Annotated in this window: 15 protein-coding genes; 6 read left to right on the top strand and 9 right to left on the bottom strand. The window is 65.5% G+C overall.

What is annotated here, in order from left to right:
- The first annotated feature begins 53 nt into the window (after nucleotides 1-53).
- Complete coding sequence (locus K226_RS0116145; RefSeq protein WP_238324282.1) at nucleotides 54-365, top strand: ankyrin repeat domain-containing protein; 312 nt, start codon at nucleotides 54-56, stop codon at nucleotides 363-365.
- A gap of 21 nt (nucleotides 366-386) precedes the next feature.
- Here the strand turns inward: K226_RS0116145 and K226_RS0116140 are convergent, their stop codons facing one another.
- A complete protein-coding gene (locus K226_RS0116140) occupies nucleotides 387-854 on the bottom strand; it encodes a TerB family tellurite resistance protein (protein WP_024815765.1) in 468 nt (155 codons plus the stop codon).
- A gap of 234 nt (nucleotides 855-1,088) precedes the next feature.
- Here K226_RS0116140 and K226_RS0116135 point away from each other — a divergent pair, with 234 nt between their 5' ends.
- Nucleotides 1,089-2,024: a DHH family phosphoesterase gene (locus K226_RS0116135; protein ID WP_081739460.1), complete on the top strand. Its 936-nt coding sequence runs from the start codon at nucleotides 1,089-1,091 to the stop codon at nucleotides 2,022-2,024.
- Between the two features lie 63 nt (nucleotides 2,025-2,087).
- Here K226_RS0116135 and K226_RS0116130 read toward each other — a convergent pair whose 3' ends face one another.
- From K226_RS0116130 to K226_RS0116120, 3 genes are all read right to left on the bottom strand, one after another.
- Entirely contained in the window at nucleotides 2,088-2,744 is a 657-nt protein-coding gene (locus K226_RS0116130) for a thermonuclease family protein (protein WP_155886572.1), read from the bottom strand.
- A gap of 645 nt (nucleotides 2,745-3,389) precedes the next feature.
- The gene (locus tag K226_RS19140) at nucleotides 3,390-3,797 is read right to left on the bottom strand and encodes a VanZ family protein (RefSeq protein WP_024815762.1); all 408 of its coding nucleotides are present in this window, start codon (nucleotides 3,795-3,797) and stop codon (nucleotides 3,390-3,392) included.
- Nucleotides 3,794-4,714 (bottom strand): ketopantoate reductase family protein, encoded by a 921-nt coding sequence (locus tag K226_RS0116120; protein ID WP_024815761.1) that lies wholly within the window; start codon nucleotides 4,712-4,714, stop codon nucleotides 3,794-3,796. Before K226_RS0116120 ends, K226_RS19140 begins: the two co-directional genes overlap by 4 nt.
- Before the next feature lie 289 nt (nucleotides 4,715-5,003).
- Here K226_RS0116120 and K226_RS0116115 point away from each other — a divergent pair, with 289 nt between their 5' ends.
- Nucleotides 5,004-5,558, top strand: a complete 555-nt coding sequence (locus K226_RS0116115; RefSeq protein WP_024815760.1) for a DUF2242 domain-containing protein — start codon at nucleotides 5,004-5,006, stop codon at nucleotides 5,556-5,558.
- 47 nt (nucleotides 5,559-5,605) lie between these two features.
- Here K226_RS0116115 and K226_RS0116110 read toward each other — a convergent pair whose 3' ends face one another.
- On the bottom strand, nucleotides 5,606-6,142 hold the full coding sequence (locus tag K226_RS0116110; RefSeq protein ID WP_024815759.1) for a pseudouridine synthase: 537 nt from the start codon (nucleotides 6,140-6,142) through the stop codon (nucleotides 5,606-5,608).
- 355 nt (nucleotides 6,143-6,497) lie between these two features.
- Here K226_RS0116110 and gltS point away from each other — a divergent pair, with 355 nt between their 5' ends.
- Together gltS and K226_RS0116100 are read left to right on the top strand one after the other, a co-directional pair.
- On the top strand, nucleotides 6,498-7,694 hold the full coding sequence (gltS, locus tag K226_RS0116105) for a sodium/glutamate symporter (protein ID WP_024815758.1): 1,197 nt from the start codon (nucleotides 6,498-6,500) through the stop codon (nucleotides 7,692-7,694).
- Between the two features lie 315 nt (nucleotides 7,695-8,009).
- Complete coding sequence (locus K226_RS0116100; protein ID WP_024815757.1) at nucleotides 8,010-8,972, top strand: IS110 family transposase; 963 nt, start codon at nucleotides 8,010-8,012, stop codon at nucleotides 8,970-8,972.
- A 25-nt stretch (nucleotides 8,973-8,997) separates the two neighbouring features.
- On the opposite strand, the gene K226_RS0116095 is transcribed toward K226_RS0116100, so the two are convergent.
- A complete protein-coding gene (locus tag K226_RS0116095) occupies nucleotides 8,998-9,918 on the bottom strand; it encodes a M23 family metallopeptidase (RefSeq protein WP_035242119.1) in 921 nt (306 codons plus the stop codon).
- A 198-nt stretch (nucleotides 9,919-10,116) separates the two neighbouring features.
- Here K226_RS0116095 and K226_RS0116090 point away from each other — a divergent pair, with 198 nt between their 5' ends.
- Nucleotides 10,117-11,379, top strand: coding sequence for a phosphatidylserine/phosphatidylglycerophosphate/cardiolipin synthase family protein (locus K226_RS0116090; RefSeq protein ID WP_035242116.1), 1,263 nt, complete (start codon nucleotides 10,117-10,119; stop codon nucleotides 11,377-11,379).
- A gap of 166 nt (nucleotides 11,380-11,545) precedes the next feature.
- Here the strand turns inward: K226_RS0116090 and K226_RS0116085 are convergent, their stop codons facing one another.
- The 3 genes from K226_RS0116085 to K226_RS0116075 all read right to left on the bottom strand — a co-directional run bounded on the left by K226_RS0116085 (nucleotide 11,546) and on the right by K226_RS0116075 (nucleotide 12,952).
- On the bottom strand, nucleotides 11,546-11,794 hold the full coding sequence (locus K226_RS0116085) for a hypothetical protein (RefSeq protein ID WP_024815754.1): 249 nt from the start codon (nucleotides 11,792-11,794) through the stop codon (nucleotides 11,546-11,548).
- Between the two features lie 242 nt (nucleotides 11,795-12,036).
- Nucleotides 12,037-12,498, bottom strand: coding sequence for an SRPBCC family protein (locus K226_RS0116080; RefSeq protein WP_024815753.1), 462 nt, complete (start codon nucleotides 12,496-12,498; stop codon nucleotides 12,037-12,039).
- 136 nt (nucleotides 12,499-12,634) lie between these two features.
- Nucleotides 12,635-12,952, bottom strand: a complete 318-nt coding sequence (locus K226_RS0116075) for a DUF2322 family protein (RefSeq protein ID WP_024815752.1) — start codon at nucleotides 12,950-12,952, stop codon at nucleotides 12,635-12,637.
- Between the last annotated feature and the right edge of the window lie 61 nt (nucleotides 12,953-13,013).

Raw genomic sequence — 13,013 nt, 5'->3', positions numbered from 1 at the left:
GACTACCGTTTGTGCAGAGGATTCACGTTATGTCAGGTGGAGACTGGAAGGACATGTACGCCGCCGCAGTGGAGGGCGATTTGGCGCTGGTGCGCTACCACATCAACGCGGGCGTCAACCCCAACTACCAGCACCCCGAGATTTTGTGCACACCGCTGGTTGCCAGCCTCATCCATGGCCACAGCGACATCGCGCGCTATCTGCTGGAGCATGGTGCCGACCCTCAGTTGCGCTCGGACTTTGACGACATGACCCCACTGGAAGCAGCGCGCCGCCACCAGCGCACCGAGCTGGTGGCCCTGCTGCAGGCCCGGGGCGCGCAGGAGGAGCGCAAGCCCTTCTGGTGGCGCTGGCTACCGGTCTGATTGGACGGCCGCGGGGGGCGTTCAGCCCAACTGCGCAGCTTCCTTGGCCCGTAATTTGGCCGCGATGTATTCGCCATGGGTCACATGCAGCAAGCCCGCCACCTTGCTGATGGTGTGGTTCTCGTTGGCATCAACATGGGCATCGGCATAGGCCACCTGCCACATGGCCTCGACCAGGTGGATTTTCTGGTCCTGCGTGAAGTGATCGTTGAGGCTGCTGGTAAAGCGCTGGTAGTCGTAGGCCGTGCGCGAGGTGGTCACGGCCAGCTCCAGCAGGCGCTCCAGCTCGTCATCACTCAGCGCAAACTTGCCGCGCAGCGCAGCCACCATGGTGGTGCGCTCGGCCGTGTCCATCGATGATTCAGACCGCACCACCTCGACCAGCAGCACGGCGGCGGCCAGTTGCACGGCGTGCTCGCGCTGTGCGGGCGATTGGCTGGGGGCAGGCTGGGCAAAACTGTCAAACAGATCTTTGAGTGTCTTTAGCATGGGGCTTTGGGGTCTGGCGCAGGGCGGCGTGAGAAAAGGACAACGGTGGAGGGGCGCAGCGCGGCATTGGTTCCCATGGCGCACGGTGTGCGAACGGGGCTGGCAAGGACCGGCAAGCAATGGCAAGGGCTGGCAAGGGCTGGCAAGGGCTGTTGAGGCCTGGTCAGTTTGCCGCAGGGCATGTGCCACCGTGCCTTCGCCCACCGCTGGGCGGCCCGGCGACAATCGGCGCCCATGATGAAGAAAACCATACTCCCCCTGCAACTGCTGGTTGCGCCCGACAAGAACGACCCCGCGCCGCTGGTTTTGTACCACGGGCGCAACTGCCCCGACGGCTTTGGCGCCGCGCTGGCCGCGTGGCTTTATTACGGCGAGGGCGCCGAATACCTGGGGCTGGATCACGGCGATGTCAGCACGCTGGACGATCTGCCGCCCGTGGCGGGCCGCGCGGTCTACATCCTCGATTTTTCGTTCTCGGCCGAGGTCCTGCACGCCATCGAAGAGCGCGCCACCAAGCTCGTGATGCTGGACCACCATAAAAGCGCCGCCGAAAAACTGACCGGTTTTGCCTGCCGCTGCGGTGTGGTGCACTTTGACATGAACAAGTCTGGCGCCCGGCTGGCATGGGAGTTCTTTCACCCCACGCAGCCCGTTCCGCCACTGCTCCAATACATCGAAGACCGCGACATCTGGAAATGGGAGTTCCCCGAGAGCGCGGGCTTTCTGTCGGCCCTGGACATGGAGCCCCAGACATTTGCGCGTTGGCACGAGATTGCCGCCTTCACGCCCGAGCAGCTCACGCAGTTCATGGCGCGCGGCGCGGCCATGGATGAAAAATACCGCAAGCTCGCGGCCGACATTGCCGAGGGCGCACAGCCCCTGGTGTTCAACGGCATCGAGGGCCTGATGGTCAACGCCCCCGGCATGTTCCACAGCCTGGTGGGCGACCTGTTGTCCGCCAAAACCGGCACCTTTGCGCTGATGTGGAGCGCGGGCACCAAGGGCGTGAAGGTGGGCCTGCGCGCGCAGCGCAATTTCGACTGCATTGCGCTGGCCGAAAGCATGGGCGGTGGCGGCCATGCGCAGGCCTGCGGTTTTAAGATGGGGCCCGAGCGGCTCGTCGAATTGCTGAGCGGCGTTTTCAACGCCCAGCCTGCAGCCACTGCCTGAAGGACGGCGGGGCGCGGAGCTGCCCCAGTTGCCTCATTCGCCCCAGTCGCCCCCCAGTCTGGGTCAGCGCTGGTGCCGCTGCCGATAGCTCCACGGCGCCAGCGGGCGGGGCTGTGCCCACAGCCCCTTTCGGCTGGCACGGGCCTGCTGCTGCAAACGCGCCAGGTGCGGATGCGCGCTGGCATAGGGCGTGTACACCCACGCCATGCCCGCGCCCACCTGCGCCGCTGCCACATCGGTGCGGCCGCAGCGCACGTTGGCCACAGTGCGGCCATAGGCATCGCGCGCGAGGGGGCGCAGCGTGGCGCGTTGCCTAAAACACAGCTGCGCCAGGTGTTGCCGTGCCCGCTGGCCAAACGCCTGTTTGCGCTCGGGGGCATCAATGGCGGCGATGCGCACGGTGACTTGCTGGTAAGCGCCGGGCGTGCCGCAACGGGCGGTGAGGGTGTCGCCGTCGCTGATGGCGACGACCAGGCAAAGCAGGGCAGAGACAGGCAAGGGTGAAGCGGATAAATAAATGGGAGCCGTTGCAGGGCGCGCATGGCGCGTGGCGGGCGGCTTGCCGCACGGGTTGCGCGGCAGCACTGCGGCAAGTTGGCCGCGCAACGAAGGGGCGACTATAAGCCCGGCGGTGGCGGTGGTGTCTGCATCGGCATCGGCAGCCGCTGTTTCCGCAACCCCGCCGCCGGGTGCCGCATGCCCAAACCATGCCCAAACCATGCTCAATCAATGGGCAACGCGTTCCAGCCCAGTGCGGGCGCGGGTTTGGCGGGTTATGCCCGTGGTTTTCCACAGACCAGCCCACAGGTGCTGGGCATAACCCAATGGCACTGCCCGGGCGTGCCGCCAGGCAGATCGCCTGGGGCGCCGGCCGAGGATGGGAGTAGAGGGCGTAATTTAACGTCAAATACGGCTTTTGTCCTTATGTATAAAGCGCGAGTAGCTATTAAAGTAATAGCGATTGGGCGCCGCTGATTCTGGGTTTGCACGGGTTTCTGGTGCGCCATTCAACTTGCGTGCCTAAAAATGCGGCATCGCCCGCAAAGCCAGTGGTGGCGCGGGTAACGCGGCTTCTTCAGGGGCTTATCCACAGGGTGTTGCACACGGGGCGGGCATAACCTGCAGGGGATGGCCTGCGCAACCCTCGTGCGTCGATTGTGCTGCGGATCGAAAGGGGCCACCAGGCGTCTTTTTGCAGCCAATGGCTGGGATGTTGGCAACAAAAGCAACGCAGAAGACTGCGCGAGACCGCGCCATCGCCGACTGCAGGCAGCGATGCAGGCCGCCCCAGGAGCGACAACAAATGGCGAGGTGACGTAGCTGCCAACCCAGGCGGACAGGCGGGGGGTGCCTGGGCTGGGTGCGTCAGCGCGGCGTTGGTGTCTGCGCTGTGGGCTGGGCGGGCAGGGCGATCAGGCGCCGGGGGTGTGCGGCCAGTGCGCTGCCTGCCGCCAGGCCCACTGTGTCGGCCAGCCAGTCGGACCATTCGCCATAGCGCCAGCCGGTGGCGGCCTGCGCCAGTTCGATGGCGCCGCCAAAGGCCAGCAGGGCGATGGCCACGCGCCAGGGCTGGCGCGGGTAGGCCAGCAGGCCCAGCGAGGCCAGTGCGGTGAAGGCCAGCGCGTGCTGGGCCTTGTCCCACAGGCTGAAGACCTGTGCCGGCAAATAGTTGGTGGGCATCAGCGACAGCACCGCCACGCACAGCGCCAGCGCCCAGAACCCCCACACCAGAACCCGTTGCTGCTGGCGCAGCATGTGCACTGCGGCCCTCATGCGGCACCGTCTGCCTGCGCGGGCAGGTGGCGCTCCAGCAGACGCACCAGCGTGTGCAGCAGCCGGTTGACGGGTGTGGCAATGCCCAGCGCCTCGCCCCGGCGCACGATGTAGCCATTGAGGTGGTCGATCTCGCTGCGCTTGCCGCGCGCCAGGTCTTGCGCGGTGGACGACATTTGCCCAGGCATGGTGGCCGCCAGGTGCAGCACGGCGTCAAGGGTGTCCGCCGGCAGCGCGACGCCGCTGGCCTGCGCTACGCGCTGGCACTCGTGCACGATGTCTTGCATCACCTGGGGCACGGCCAGGCCGGGGCTGTTCATGATCTCGCCATAGGGCAGCCGGGTGATGGCCGACAAGGCGTTGTAGGCGCAGTTGAGCACCAGCTTGGCCCACAGCGCGCTGGCCACGTTGTCGGACACCTGCACGGGTACGCCCGCCGCGCCCAAGGTGTCGGCAAGGTGGGCGCTGGCGGGCGAGGGCGCAATCACCAACTCTCCGCGCCCGTGGTGCCGCACATGGCCTGGCCCGGCCATCTCGGTAGCTACATACACCACGGCCGGGATGACCGGGTGGCCAATGGTCGCCTGCAGGCGCTCGGCGTTGTCCACGCCGTTTTGCAGGCTGAGCACCACAGCGCCCTCGACCAGGTGCGGGGCCAGCGCGCGGCCCGCGCTCTCGGTGTCGGTGGATTTGACGCAAAAAAGCACCCATTGCGCGCCATCTGCGGCGCTGGCATCGGTGCTGGCGGCCACGCGCACCCGCTGAGTGAAGGCCTGCGTTTCAAGCAGCAGGCCGCTGGCGTTGATGGCCGTGGCGTGGTGCGCGCGGGCAATCAAGGTGACCTCGTGGCCTGCGCGCGCCAACATGCCGCCGTAATAACAGCCCACGGCACCCGCGCCCATCACGGCAATTTTCATGGAACAACCTTTGTCTCAAGCCCGGCGGGCGCTGGTGGCAGGCTGAGCACCGCCCTGCCGTCGCAGCCAGCCCGTTTTCGGGCAAAGGCGCCATTGTGCGATGCCCGCGCCCACCGCATGGCCCGCCGGGGAACCGGCCACCCCCTTTGTGGTCAGATGCCCAGTGGCATGATGATGTGATGCCCGCGAAAAATTTCACCCCGAGGAGTGCCCGGCTTTGAGTCTTTTCTGGATGCCCCAGCGCACCCGACCCCAGCGCACCTCTTTTCACGCTGCTGAAACTGCGCCCATGGGGCGCCGTGCTTTGAGAGCCGCCCTGTGCCTGTGGGCCGGGTTGGGCGTTGTTGCCCTGTTGGCCGGTTGCTCCGCGCCAGCCAAGGTGTATTCGCCCCAAGAGAGTTTTGGTTCGGTGGCCACCTATTCGCGCCTGTTCGACGCCGCGCCCGCGCAAACCTGCGAGGCCGCCCGGCGTGCGCTGCTCAGCCAAGGCTACATCATCAACACCCATGTGCCCGAAATGGTGGAAGGCCGCAAGAACTTTCAGCCCGAGGCCGACGCCCACCTGCAGATGATGATTCGGGTGGTGTGCGTGCCCGAAAGCGCCAACGGCAAGATCAGCCTGGGCTTTGTGACCGCGGTGCAAGACCGCTACACCCTGAAAAAAACCAACAACTCCGCCAGCCTGGGCGTGGGCGGCGTGGGCTCGGTGTCGTTGCCCTTGTTGTCCACGGACGAAGCCCTGATCAAGGTGGGCAGCGAGACCATTGCCTCGGATGGCTTTTACGACAGTTTTTTTGAGCTCGTCAGCCGCTACCTGGTCATGGGTGAGGGGGCGGTGGAATAGTGCGTTCGGGGTGAGATTCGTCCAGCCCCCGCCTCATTCAAGCCATTTCAGTCGGCCCAGTCGCCCGGCGCCAGCCCCTGCAGCGTGTGCGGCCCGATGGCTGCGCGAATGAGCCGCAGCGTGGGGTGGCCCACGGCGGCCGTCATGCGGCGCACCTGGCGGTTGCGGCCCTCGCGGATAACCAGCTCGATCCACGCCGTGGGGATGGCCTTGCGCTCGCGGATGGGCGGATTGCGCTCCCACACGGCGGGCGGTGGCTCCAGCAGGCGTGCGCGCGCTGGCAGCGTGGGGCCGTCGTTGAGTTGGACGCCGCTGCGCAATGCGGCCAGCGCGGCTTCATCGGGCACACCCTCTACCTGCACCCAGTAGGTTTTTTCCATCTTGAAGCGCGGGTCGGCAATGCGGGCCTGCAGTTTGCCGTCGTTGGTCAGCAAGAGCAGGCCCTCGCTGTCGGCATCCAGCCGCCCGGCCACATACACGCCGGGCAGATCGATGTAGTCTTTCAGGCCCTGCCATTTGCCCTCGGCCGTGAACTGGCTGAGCACGCCATAGGGTTTGTTGAAGCGGATCAGGCGGGCGGTCATGGGCGTTTGGTTGACGGGGTGTGCGCGTTGAGCGGGCTGCCGAGCATAGCTGCTGCACGCCGCGTGCCGGAGTGCATGGATGCTGGTGGATCGATGCTGCCAGATCAGTGCCGTCCGCTGCCGCTTTCACGGTGTCGGCGGGCTCTGCGCTTGCGGTCTTTCGCGCTTGTACGTGCGGGCGCCCCAGGCCAGCGCCTGATATTTTTTCAACGCCGGGTCGGGCGAGAGGGCGTGGTTCCAAGGGTAAAATCGCAAGCCAGCGCTACTGGCGCTTGCGCTAGTCGCTATCTATTCGATAGCGCATTATTCTGGCATGTGTTGCCTGACCCCCACCAAGGAATCAAGGAGACACCCCATGGTCACCATCCAGCTCGACATCGCCCAAACCATCGGCATCGCCGCCATCTTGCTGGTGGTGGGTGAGTTCATCAAAAAGCGCGTGAATGTGCTCGCGCGCTACTTCATCCCCGGCCCCATCATTGGCGGGCTGGTGTTCTCGGTCATTGCGCTGGTGGGCCACCAGACGGGCCTGTTTGCGTTCGAGTTCTACGACAACATGCGCGCGTTTTTGCTGCTGGTGTTTTTCACCACCATCGGCTTTTCGGCCAGCTTTGAGCTCTTGAAAAAAGGCGGCGTGGGCGTAGCGCTTTTTCTGGCGGCTGCCGTGGGGCTGGTGGTGCTGCAAAACCTGCTGGGCGCCGGGCTGGCGGCCGCGCTGGGCGTGCATCCGCTGATTGGTGTGGCGGCCGGGTCCATCTCGCTCACGGGCGGGCATGGCACATCGGCGGCGTTTGGACCGCTGCTGGAGCAGGCGGGCGCCGCTGGTGCGCTGCCCGCTGCCATTGCGGCGGCCACCTACGGCCTGGTGTCCGGCTGCGTGATTGGCGGGCCGCTGGGCACGCTGCTCATGCGCCGCAACGGTTTGCACCCCACCGGGGTAGCCGCGGGCGTGAAGCCTGATGCCACCCTCTTGCAGGCACCGTCATCCGCACTCACCGGCGACACGGTGATGTACGCCAGCATCCTGATCACTGTGTCCATTGGCGCGGGCACGCTGCTGGTCAACTGGCTCAAGGGCATGGGCATCACGCTGCCTTCGTACCTGGGGCCCATGCTGGTGGCCGCCGTGGTGCGCAACATCATCGACTGGCGCGATGCCGAGCTGCCCCTGCGCCAGTTCGAAGTGGTGGGCAATGTGTCGCTGGCGTTCTTTCTGGCCATGGCGCTGATGTCGATGAAGCTGTGGGAGCTGGCCGAGGTGGCCGGGCCGCTGCTGGTGATCCTGCTCGCGCAGACGGTGCTGATGTTCGTGTATGCCTACTTCGTCACCTTCCGCGTGGTGGGGAGCGACTACGACGCTGCCGTCATTGCCGCTGGCCACTGCGGCTTTGGCATGGGCGCCACGCCCAACGCCATGGCCAACATGCAGGCCTTTACGGCCGTCAATGGCCCGTCGGTCAAGGCGTTTTTCGTGATCCCGCTGGTGGGCTCGCTGTTCATCGACTTCTTCAACGCGGTGATCATCACCGGGTTCATGAACTACTTGAAGTAGCGCCGTCCAGTCGCGCAGCCTGGGAGGCGGGCGTGGCCTGGGCGAGGGCCGCCGAACAAGGGCCGCCCCGCAGTGAGGGCGGCGTCCCCCTGGGGGGAAGGCGCGCAGCGCCTTGTATCTTCCTTTCGACCATCGCGGTAAAGTTTGACGGCCTTTAAGGCAGCCAGACCGGTCCGTGCAGTTTGGTTGCGACTGGGGTTTTCAAGCCCGTCCCTGAGTACAGAACGCACGGCCACCGCGCTGGTCTTCATTGAGCCCGAACGGTTACGCGCGCCACCGTTGAGCGCGCATGTACAAGCATGGGAGTTGAAGATCATGTCTGCTTTATCAGTGACGGTAGGTATCGACGCGGCCAAGGCACACGTCGATGTCTGTGTGCTGGGCACCCACAGCGATGTCCAGCGCTTTGCCAACGATGTTGATGGCCACTTGGCGCTGGCTGCTGCCTTGCAGTCCCTGGATGTGGGCCTGGTGGTGATGGAGGCCACCGGAGGCTACGAGGCGGCTCTGACGTGCGCACTGCAGGCCGTGGGCTTGCACGTGGCGGTGGTCAATCCGCGCCATGCACGCGACTTTGCCAGGAGCATGGGCCGTCTGGCCAAGACCGATGCTGTGGATGCGCGCATGCTGGCCGAGATGGCTGCGGTGTTGGTGCACCGTGTGGATTTGGCGCGCTATCTGCGCCCTGTGGCCGATGAGTGCCAGCAGTGGCTTGCTGCCTTGGTCACGCGCCGTCGCCAGTTGCTGGCCATGCTGGGCAGTGAACGCCAGCGCCTGCAGATCACCAACAGAAAGCTGCACCCCAGCATTGAGGCCATCATTACGGTCATCAAGGCCCAACTGGACGATCTGGAGACTCAGATGGTGGGCCACGTGCGCGAGCACTTTGGCGAGCTCGATGGGCTGCTGCAATCGACCAACGGCATAGGCCCTGTGGCCAGCGCCACGCTGATTGCCCAGTTGCCGGAGCTGGGCAGGCTCAATCGCCGCGAGATCGCTGCGCTGGTGGGCGTGGCCCCCATGTCCAACGACTCGGGCAACCGCAAAGGCAGGCGCAGGGTGCAAGGAGGGCGCTTTGAGATAAGGCGCGTGCTGTACATGGCCACGTTGACCGCGGCGCGCTACAACCCGGTCATCCGGGCGTTCTACGAGCGACTGAAGGCTGCAGGTAAGCTGCCCAAGGTTGCCTTGGTCGCCTGCATGCGCAAGCTGCTGACCATGCTCAACGCCATGGTCAGAACCGGCAAACCTTGGGACGCATCGCTTCATAGTGCTTGACTTTGAAGACGGTTACTCAGGGGGGCTACAAAAAAAATGCGGGGTCCACCATGGTGCGGTTCAGCATCACGCCCCAGTGCAGGTGCGGGCCCGTCACGCGGCCAGTGGCGCCTACCTTGCAGAACGCCTCGCCGGCCTTCAGCACATCACCCACGCGCACATCCATGCTGCTCAGGTGGCAATACATGCTGAGCAGGCCCTGGCCATGGTCCAGCCACACGGTGCCGCCGTTGAAGAAGTAGTCGCCCACGTCAATCACCTTGCCCGGCAGCGGCGCCACGATGGGCGTGCCCGTGGCGGCGGCAATGTCCATGCCGCTGTGCGGATTGCGCGGCTGGCCGTTGAACACCCGCCGCAGCCCGAACGAGCTGGAGCGCCGCCCCGGCACCGGCACCTGCATGCGCAGCGACTGCAGCGCACCGCCCGCGGGCTGCTCGCTGAACGTGGCCATCACCTGCGCCTGGTGGTCGCGCTCGCGCTCAAAGCGGGCCTGGTCCTGGGGCGACAGGTCCACCGTGCGTGGCGACACTTTCAGGTGCTGCTCTTTGTACTGCTTGGGCGCCACGGTGTAGGCCACCTGCCGGGTGCCGCCATCGGCGGTGGCCACGGTGATGTGCGCATCGCCCGGCATCGCCGCCAGCGGTATGCCCACCACGGCGGTCCATTCGATGGCATCGCCCAGCACGAGCACCGGCACATCGGCATGGCCCTGGCGCGCCTGCGCCACCGGGCGCGTGGCCGCCGGGCCCAGCGACAGGCGCACCACGCCGCCAGGTACCGCCAGCGCTTGGGGCCACACCGTGGGGGCTGCGGGTTGCGGCTTTGCATCGCGGCCCAGGGCCGGCAGTGCTAGCAGGCCGCCCGCGCCCAGCAATGCGGCGCGGCGGGTGAAAAGGGGCAGGGCGGTGGGGTGAGGGGCTGGTGCGGGCACGGTGGTGGCAGACATGGGTAAAGCAAAAACAAGGGCGCCGGGCACCGGTGCAGTGCACCCAGGCCCCACGGCAGCCTGCCATTGTGCCGCTGCAGCGGGCCGCCATGCCGCATAACCACGCGCTTTCGTTGGCGGCGTTCGCCTACATCGCGCCGCGCAGGGGCCGCCCACAATCGCCCCATGCAAAAAGCAGCGGGCCGCCGCCGTTCCACCATGCTCACCGTTCTATTGACCGCCCTGGCCACGGGCGCCCTTGTGTTGCTGGCGCTCAACTTCACCGCGGGCGAAAAAAAGGTGCAGCAACAACTGCCGCGGCTGTACAGCACCGCCAGCCCGGATTTCGAGCGCGCGCTGGGCAGCCTGCTGGGCCCTGGCATCGTGGGCGGCAACGGGGTGACCGAGCTGCTCAACGGCGACCAGATTTTTCCGCCCATGCTGGCCGCCATCCAGGGCGCAAAAAAAAGCATCACCTTTGAAACCTACATCTACTGGTCGGGCGATATCGGCAAGCAGTTTGCCGACGCCCTGAGCGAGCGCGCCCGCACCGGTGTGCGCGTGCATGTGCTGCTCGACTGGGTGGGCAGCGCCAAGATGGACGAAAGCTACCTGACCGAGATGAAAGAGGCCGGGGTGCAGATCGAAAAATTCCACAAACCCCACTGGTACAACCTGGCCCGCCTGAACAACCGCACCCACCGCAAGCTGCTGGTGGTGGACGGGCAGGTGGGCTTTACCGGCGGCGTGGGCATTGCCCCCCATTGGATGGGCAACGCCCAAGACCCCGACCACTGGCGCGACTCGCACTACCTGGTGCGCGGCCCCGTGGTGGCGCAGATGCAGGCCACCTTTCTGGACAACTGGCTCAAGGTCACCGGCAAGGTGCTGCATGGCGAGCTGTATTTCCCGCCCATTGCGCCCGCCGGTGCGCAAAAGGCGCAGATGTTCTCCAGCTCGCCATCGAGCGGCAGCGAGAGCATGCAACTCATGTACCACCTGGCCATTACGGCGGCCGAGCGCAGCATCGACCTGTCGGTGGCGTATTTCGTGCCCGACGAACTGACCCAGAAACACCTGATGGACGCCCTGGCGCGCGGCGTGCGCGTGCGCTTCATCACCCCCGGCGAGCACACCGACACCGACACCGTGAAAGCCGCATCCCGCGCCACCTGGGGCCCGCTGCTGCAGGCGGGCGCGCTGATTTATGAATACCAGCCCACCATGTACCACTGCAAGGTCATGATCGTGGACCAGTTGCTGGTGTCGGTGGGCTCCACCAACTTCGACAACCGCTCATTCCGCCTGAACGACGAGGCCAACCTGAACGTGTACGACGCCGCGTTTGCCAAGCGGCAGACCGAGGTGTTTGAAGACGACCTCAAAAGATCGCGCCGCGTAACCTACGAAGAATGGCTCAACCGGCCGCTGCGCGAGAAGGCGCACGAAAAGCTGACCGGCTGGCTGCGGTCGCAACTTTGAGTCAAATACGGCGCTAGCGCACGCTGGATAAGCGCAATGTGCTATATAAAATATAGCGATTGATGTGCCTGCGTGCAGCCTGAAACACGTGCGCTGCAGCGCACGCAGTGCTTGTCACGGCATGGCCATGGCTACTTGATTGGCCATGACCACCACCGCGCCACACTCAGTGCGTGATGAACTCGTAAGTCACCGCCTCGCTCTCCACCATGTCCAGAATGTCGTTGAGCACATCGTCGTCATCGGTGCTGCTCCAGGTTTCCTCGGGGTCGCTGGCAAACAGCGGCTCGATGGCCACGTCCATGAACACGCCATTGGGCAGCTTGAGCACCGGCGTGCCTTCGGACGTTCCCACCAGTTCCCAGTCGTCTGGCACGGACATTTCAAGCTGGATGGTGACGTTGAGTTTTTTCATGGCGGGTTCCTCAGAAGTAAGGCGGCGAGGGTAACCGAATTTGATGCCAAACGGGCACTTTGTGCAGCAGGGATCAGCGCCAATAGCTATGAAAAAAATAGCTTGAAAGGCGCTCCAGACCTCATGATGGCGCGTTGCGCCCGTCTGCTGCACCCCCTGCGCCCGCTGCGCCAGCCCAAGGCCACAAATGCTGCGCGCCCTGCGCACCACCGCGCCACCGCGCCACCGCGCCACAGCAGGTGTCAGCCCGGAATTTCCGCCTCGACCAGCAGCGCCAGCAACTGCAGCGACTCTTGCCAGCCCAGATAGCACGCCTCGGTGGGGATGACAGCCGGAATGCCCGCCTGCACCACCGCCAGCTCGGTGCCCACCGACGCGGCCTTGAACGTGACCGTGGTGAGCATCTCGCCCGGCAGGTGGGGGTCGTCAAACCGGTCGGTGTGCACGATGCGCTCACCCGGCACCAGCTCGACATACTCGCCGCCAAAAGCATGGACGGCGCCGCTGCCCAGGTTGGTGAACTGCATGCGGTAGGTGCCGCCCACGCGCGCGTCCAGGCTCAGCACCCGGCCCGTGAAGCCATGCGGCGGCAGCCATTTGGCCATGGCGTCGGGGTCGAGAAACGCGCGGTACACCCGCTCGGGCGGCGCGCGCAGCACGCGGTGCAGGGTGACGGTGCCCGTGGAGGGGCCGGTGGTGGTCATGGTCGGTGTCCTTTCAGGTGGAAAGCGGTGCGGGTGACCGCAAGCGCAGCGACAAACCGCCCACCTTTTTACGACGAATGAACCGGGGCGTGTTCGAAACCCTGTAACCAAAAGAGCACCCTCCGCCACCTGGCCATCACGCGGCCACGGGCTGGGCGCGGTAGCTCTCGGTGCCCTGCGCCCACGCCAGCAGCCGGTCGATGTTGGGGTGCTTGCCGGGGAAAGCCCGCGCATCGGCCACATGCTCGGCATACCACTCCAGCCCCAGGCTGGCCGCCGCAGGCGTGATGCTGCCGCCATACAGCGCCGCCAGCGCGGCATACACCACCAGCGAACCCGTCTGGCCGGGCTTGTTCTCGATGGTGGCCAGCACCTGACCGTTGGCGCCCAGCATTTGCAGGGCGGCAAGGTGACTGGCGGAGGGGAGTTGCTGGAGGCGGTCTGCGAAGTTCATGTTGATGGTCCCGAGGTTTTAAAGGAAATTAGGCTCTAACGCTTTATAGATAAGCGCCAGC

This window comes from Acidovorax sp. JHL-3, from assembly GCF_000526295.1.
Lineage (GTDB): Bacteria > Pseudomonadota > Gammaproteobacteria > Burkholderiales > Burkholderiaceae_C > Acidovorax > Acidovorax defluvii.
The sequence above is the reverse complement of the archived record's forward strand: the minus strand, read 5'-3'. Positions and strand labels throughout refer to the sequence as shown.

Bases quoted from the DNA above. Each gene is read 5' to 3' on its own strand.
- K226_RS0116145 (WP_238324282.1), top strand. From the start codon at position 54: ATGTACGCCGCCGCAGTGGAGGGCGATTTGGCGCTGGTGCGCTACCAC.
- K226_RS0116140 (WP_024815765.1), bottom strand. From the start codon at position 854: ATGCTAAAGACACTCAAAGATCTGTTTGACAGTTTTGCCCAGCCTGCC.
- K226_RS0116135 (WP_081739460.1), top strand. From the start codon at position 1,089: ATGATGAAGAAAACCATACTCCCCCTGCAACTGCTGGTTGCGCCCGAC.
- K226_RS0116130 (WP_155886572.1), bottom strand. From the start codon at position 2,744: ATGGTTTGGGCATGGTTTGGGCATGCGGCACCCGGCGGCGGGGTTGCG.
- K226_RS19140 (WP_024815762.1), bottom strand. From the start codon at position 3,797: ATGAGGGCCGCAGTGCACATGCTGCGCCAGCAGCAACGGGTTCTGGTG.
- K226_RS0116120 (WP_024815761.1), bottom strand. From the start codon at position 4,714: ATGAAAATTGCCGTGATGGGCGCGGGTGCCGTGGGCTGTTATTACGGC.
- K226_RS0116115 (WP_024815760.1), top strand. From the start codon at position 5,004: ATGGGGCGCCGTGCTTTGAGAGCCGCCCTGTGCCTGTGGGCCGGGTTG.
- K226_RS0116110 (WP_024815759.1), bottom strand. From the start codon at position 6,142: ATGACCGCCCGCCTGATCCGCTTCAACAAACCCTATGGCGTGCTCAGC.
- gltS (WP_024815758.1), top strand. From the start codon at position 6,498: ATGGTCACCATCCAGCTCGACATCGCCCAAACCATCGGCATCGCCGCC.
- K226_RS0116100 (WP_024815757.1), top strand. From the start codon at position 8,010: ATGTCTGCTTTATCAGTGACGGTAGGTATCGACGCGGCCAAGGCACAC.
- K226_RS0116095 (WP_035242119.1), bottom strand. From the start codon at position 9,918: ATGTCTGCCACCACCGTGCCCGCACCAGCCCCTCACCCCACCGCCCTG.
- K226_RS0116090 (WP_035242116.1), top strand. From the start codon at position 10,117: ATGCTCACCGTTCTATTGACCGCCCTGGCCACGGGCGCCCTTGTGTTG.
- K226_RS0116085 (WP_024815754.1), bottom strand. From the start codon at position 11,794: ATGAAAAAACTCAACGTCACCATCCAGCTTGAAATGTCCGTGCCAGAC.
- K226_RS0116080 (WP_024815753.1), bottom strand. From the start codon at position 12,498: ATGACCACCACCGGCCCCTCCACGGGCACCGTCACCCTGCACCGCGTG.
- K226_RS0116075 (WP_024815752.1), bottom strand. From the start codon at position 12,952: ATGAACTTCGCAGACCGCCTCCAGCAACTCCCCTCCGCCAGTCACCTT.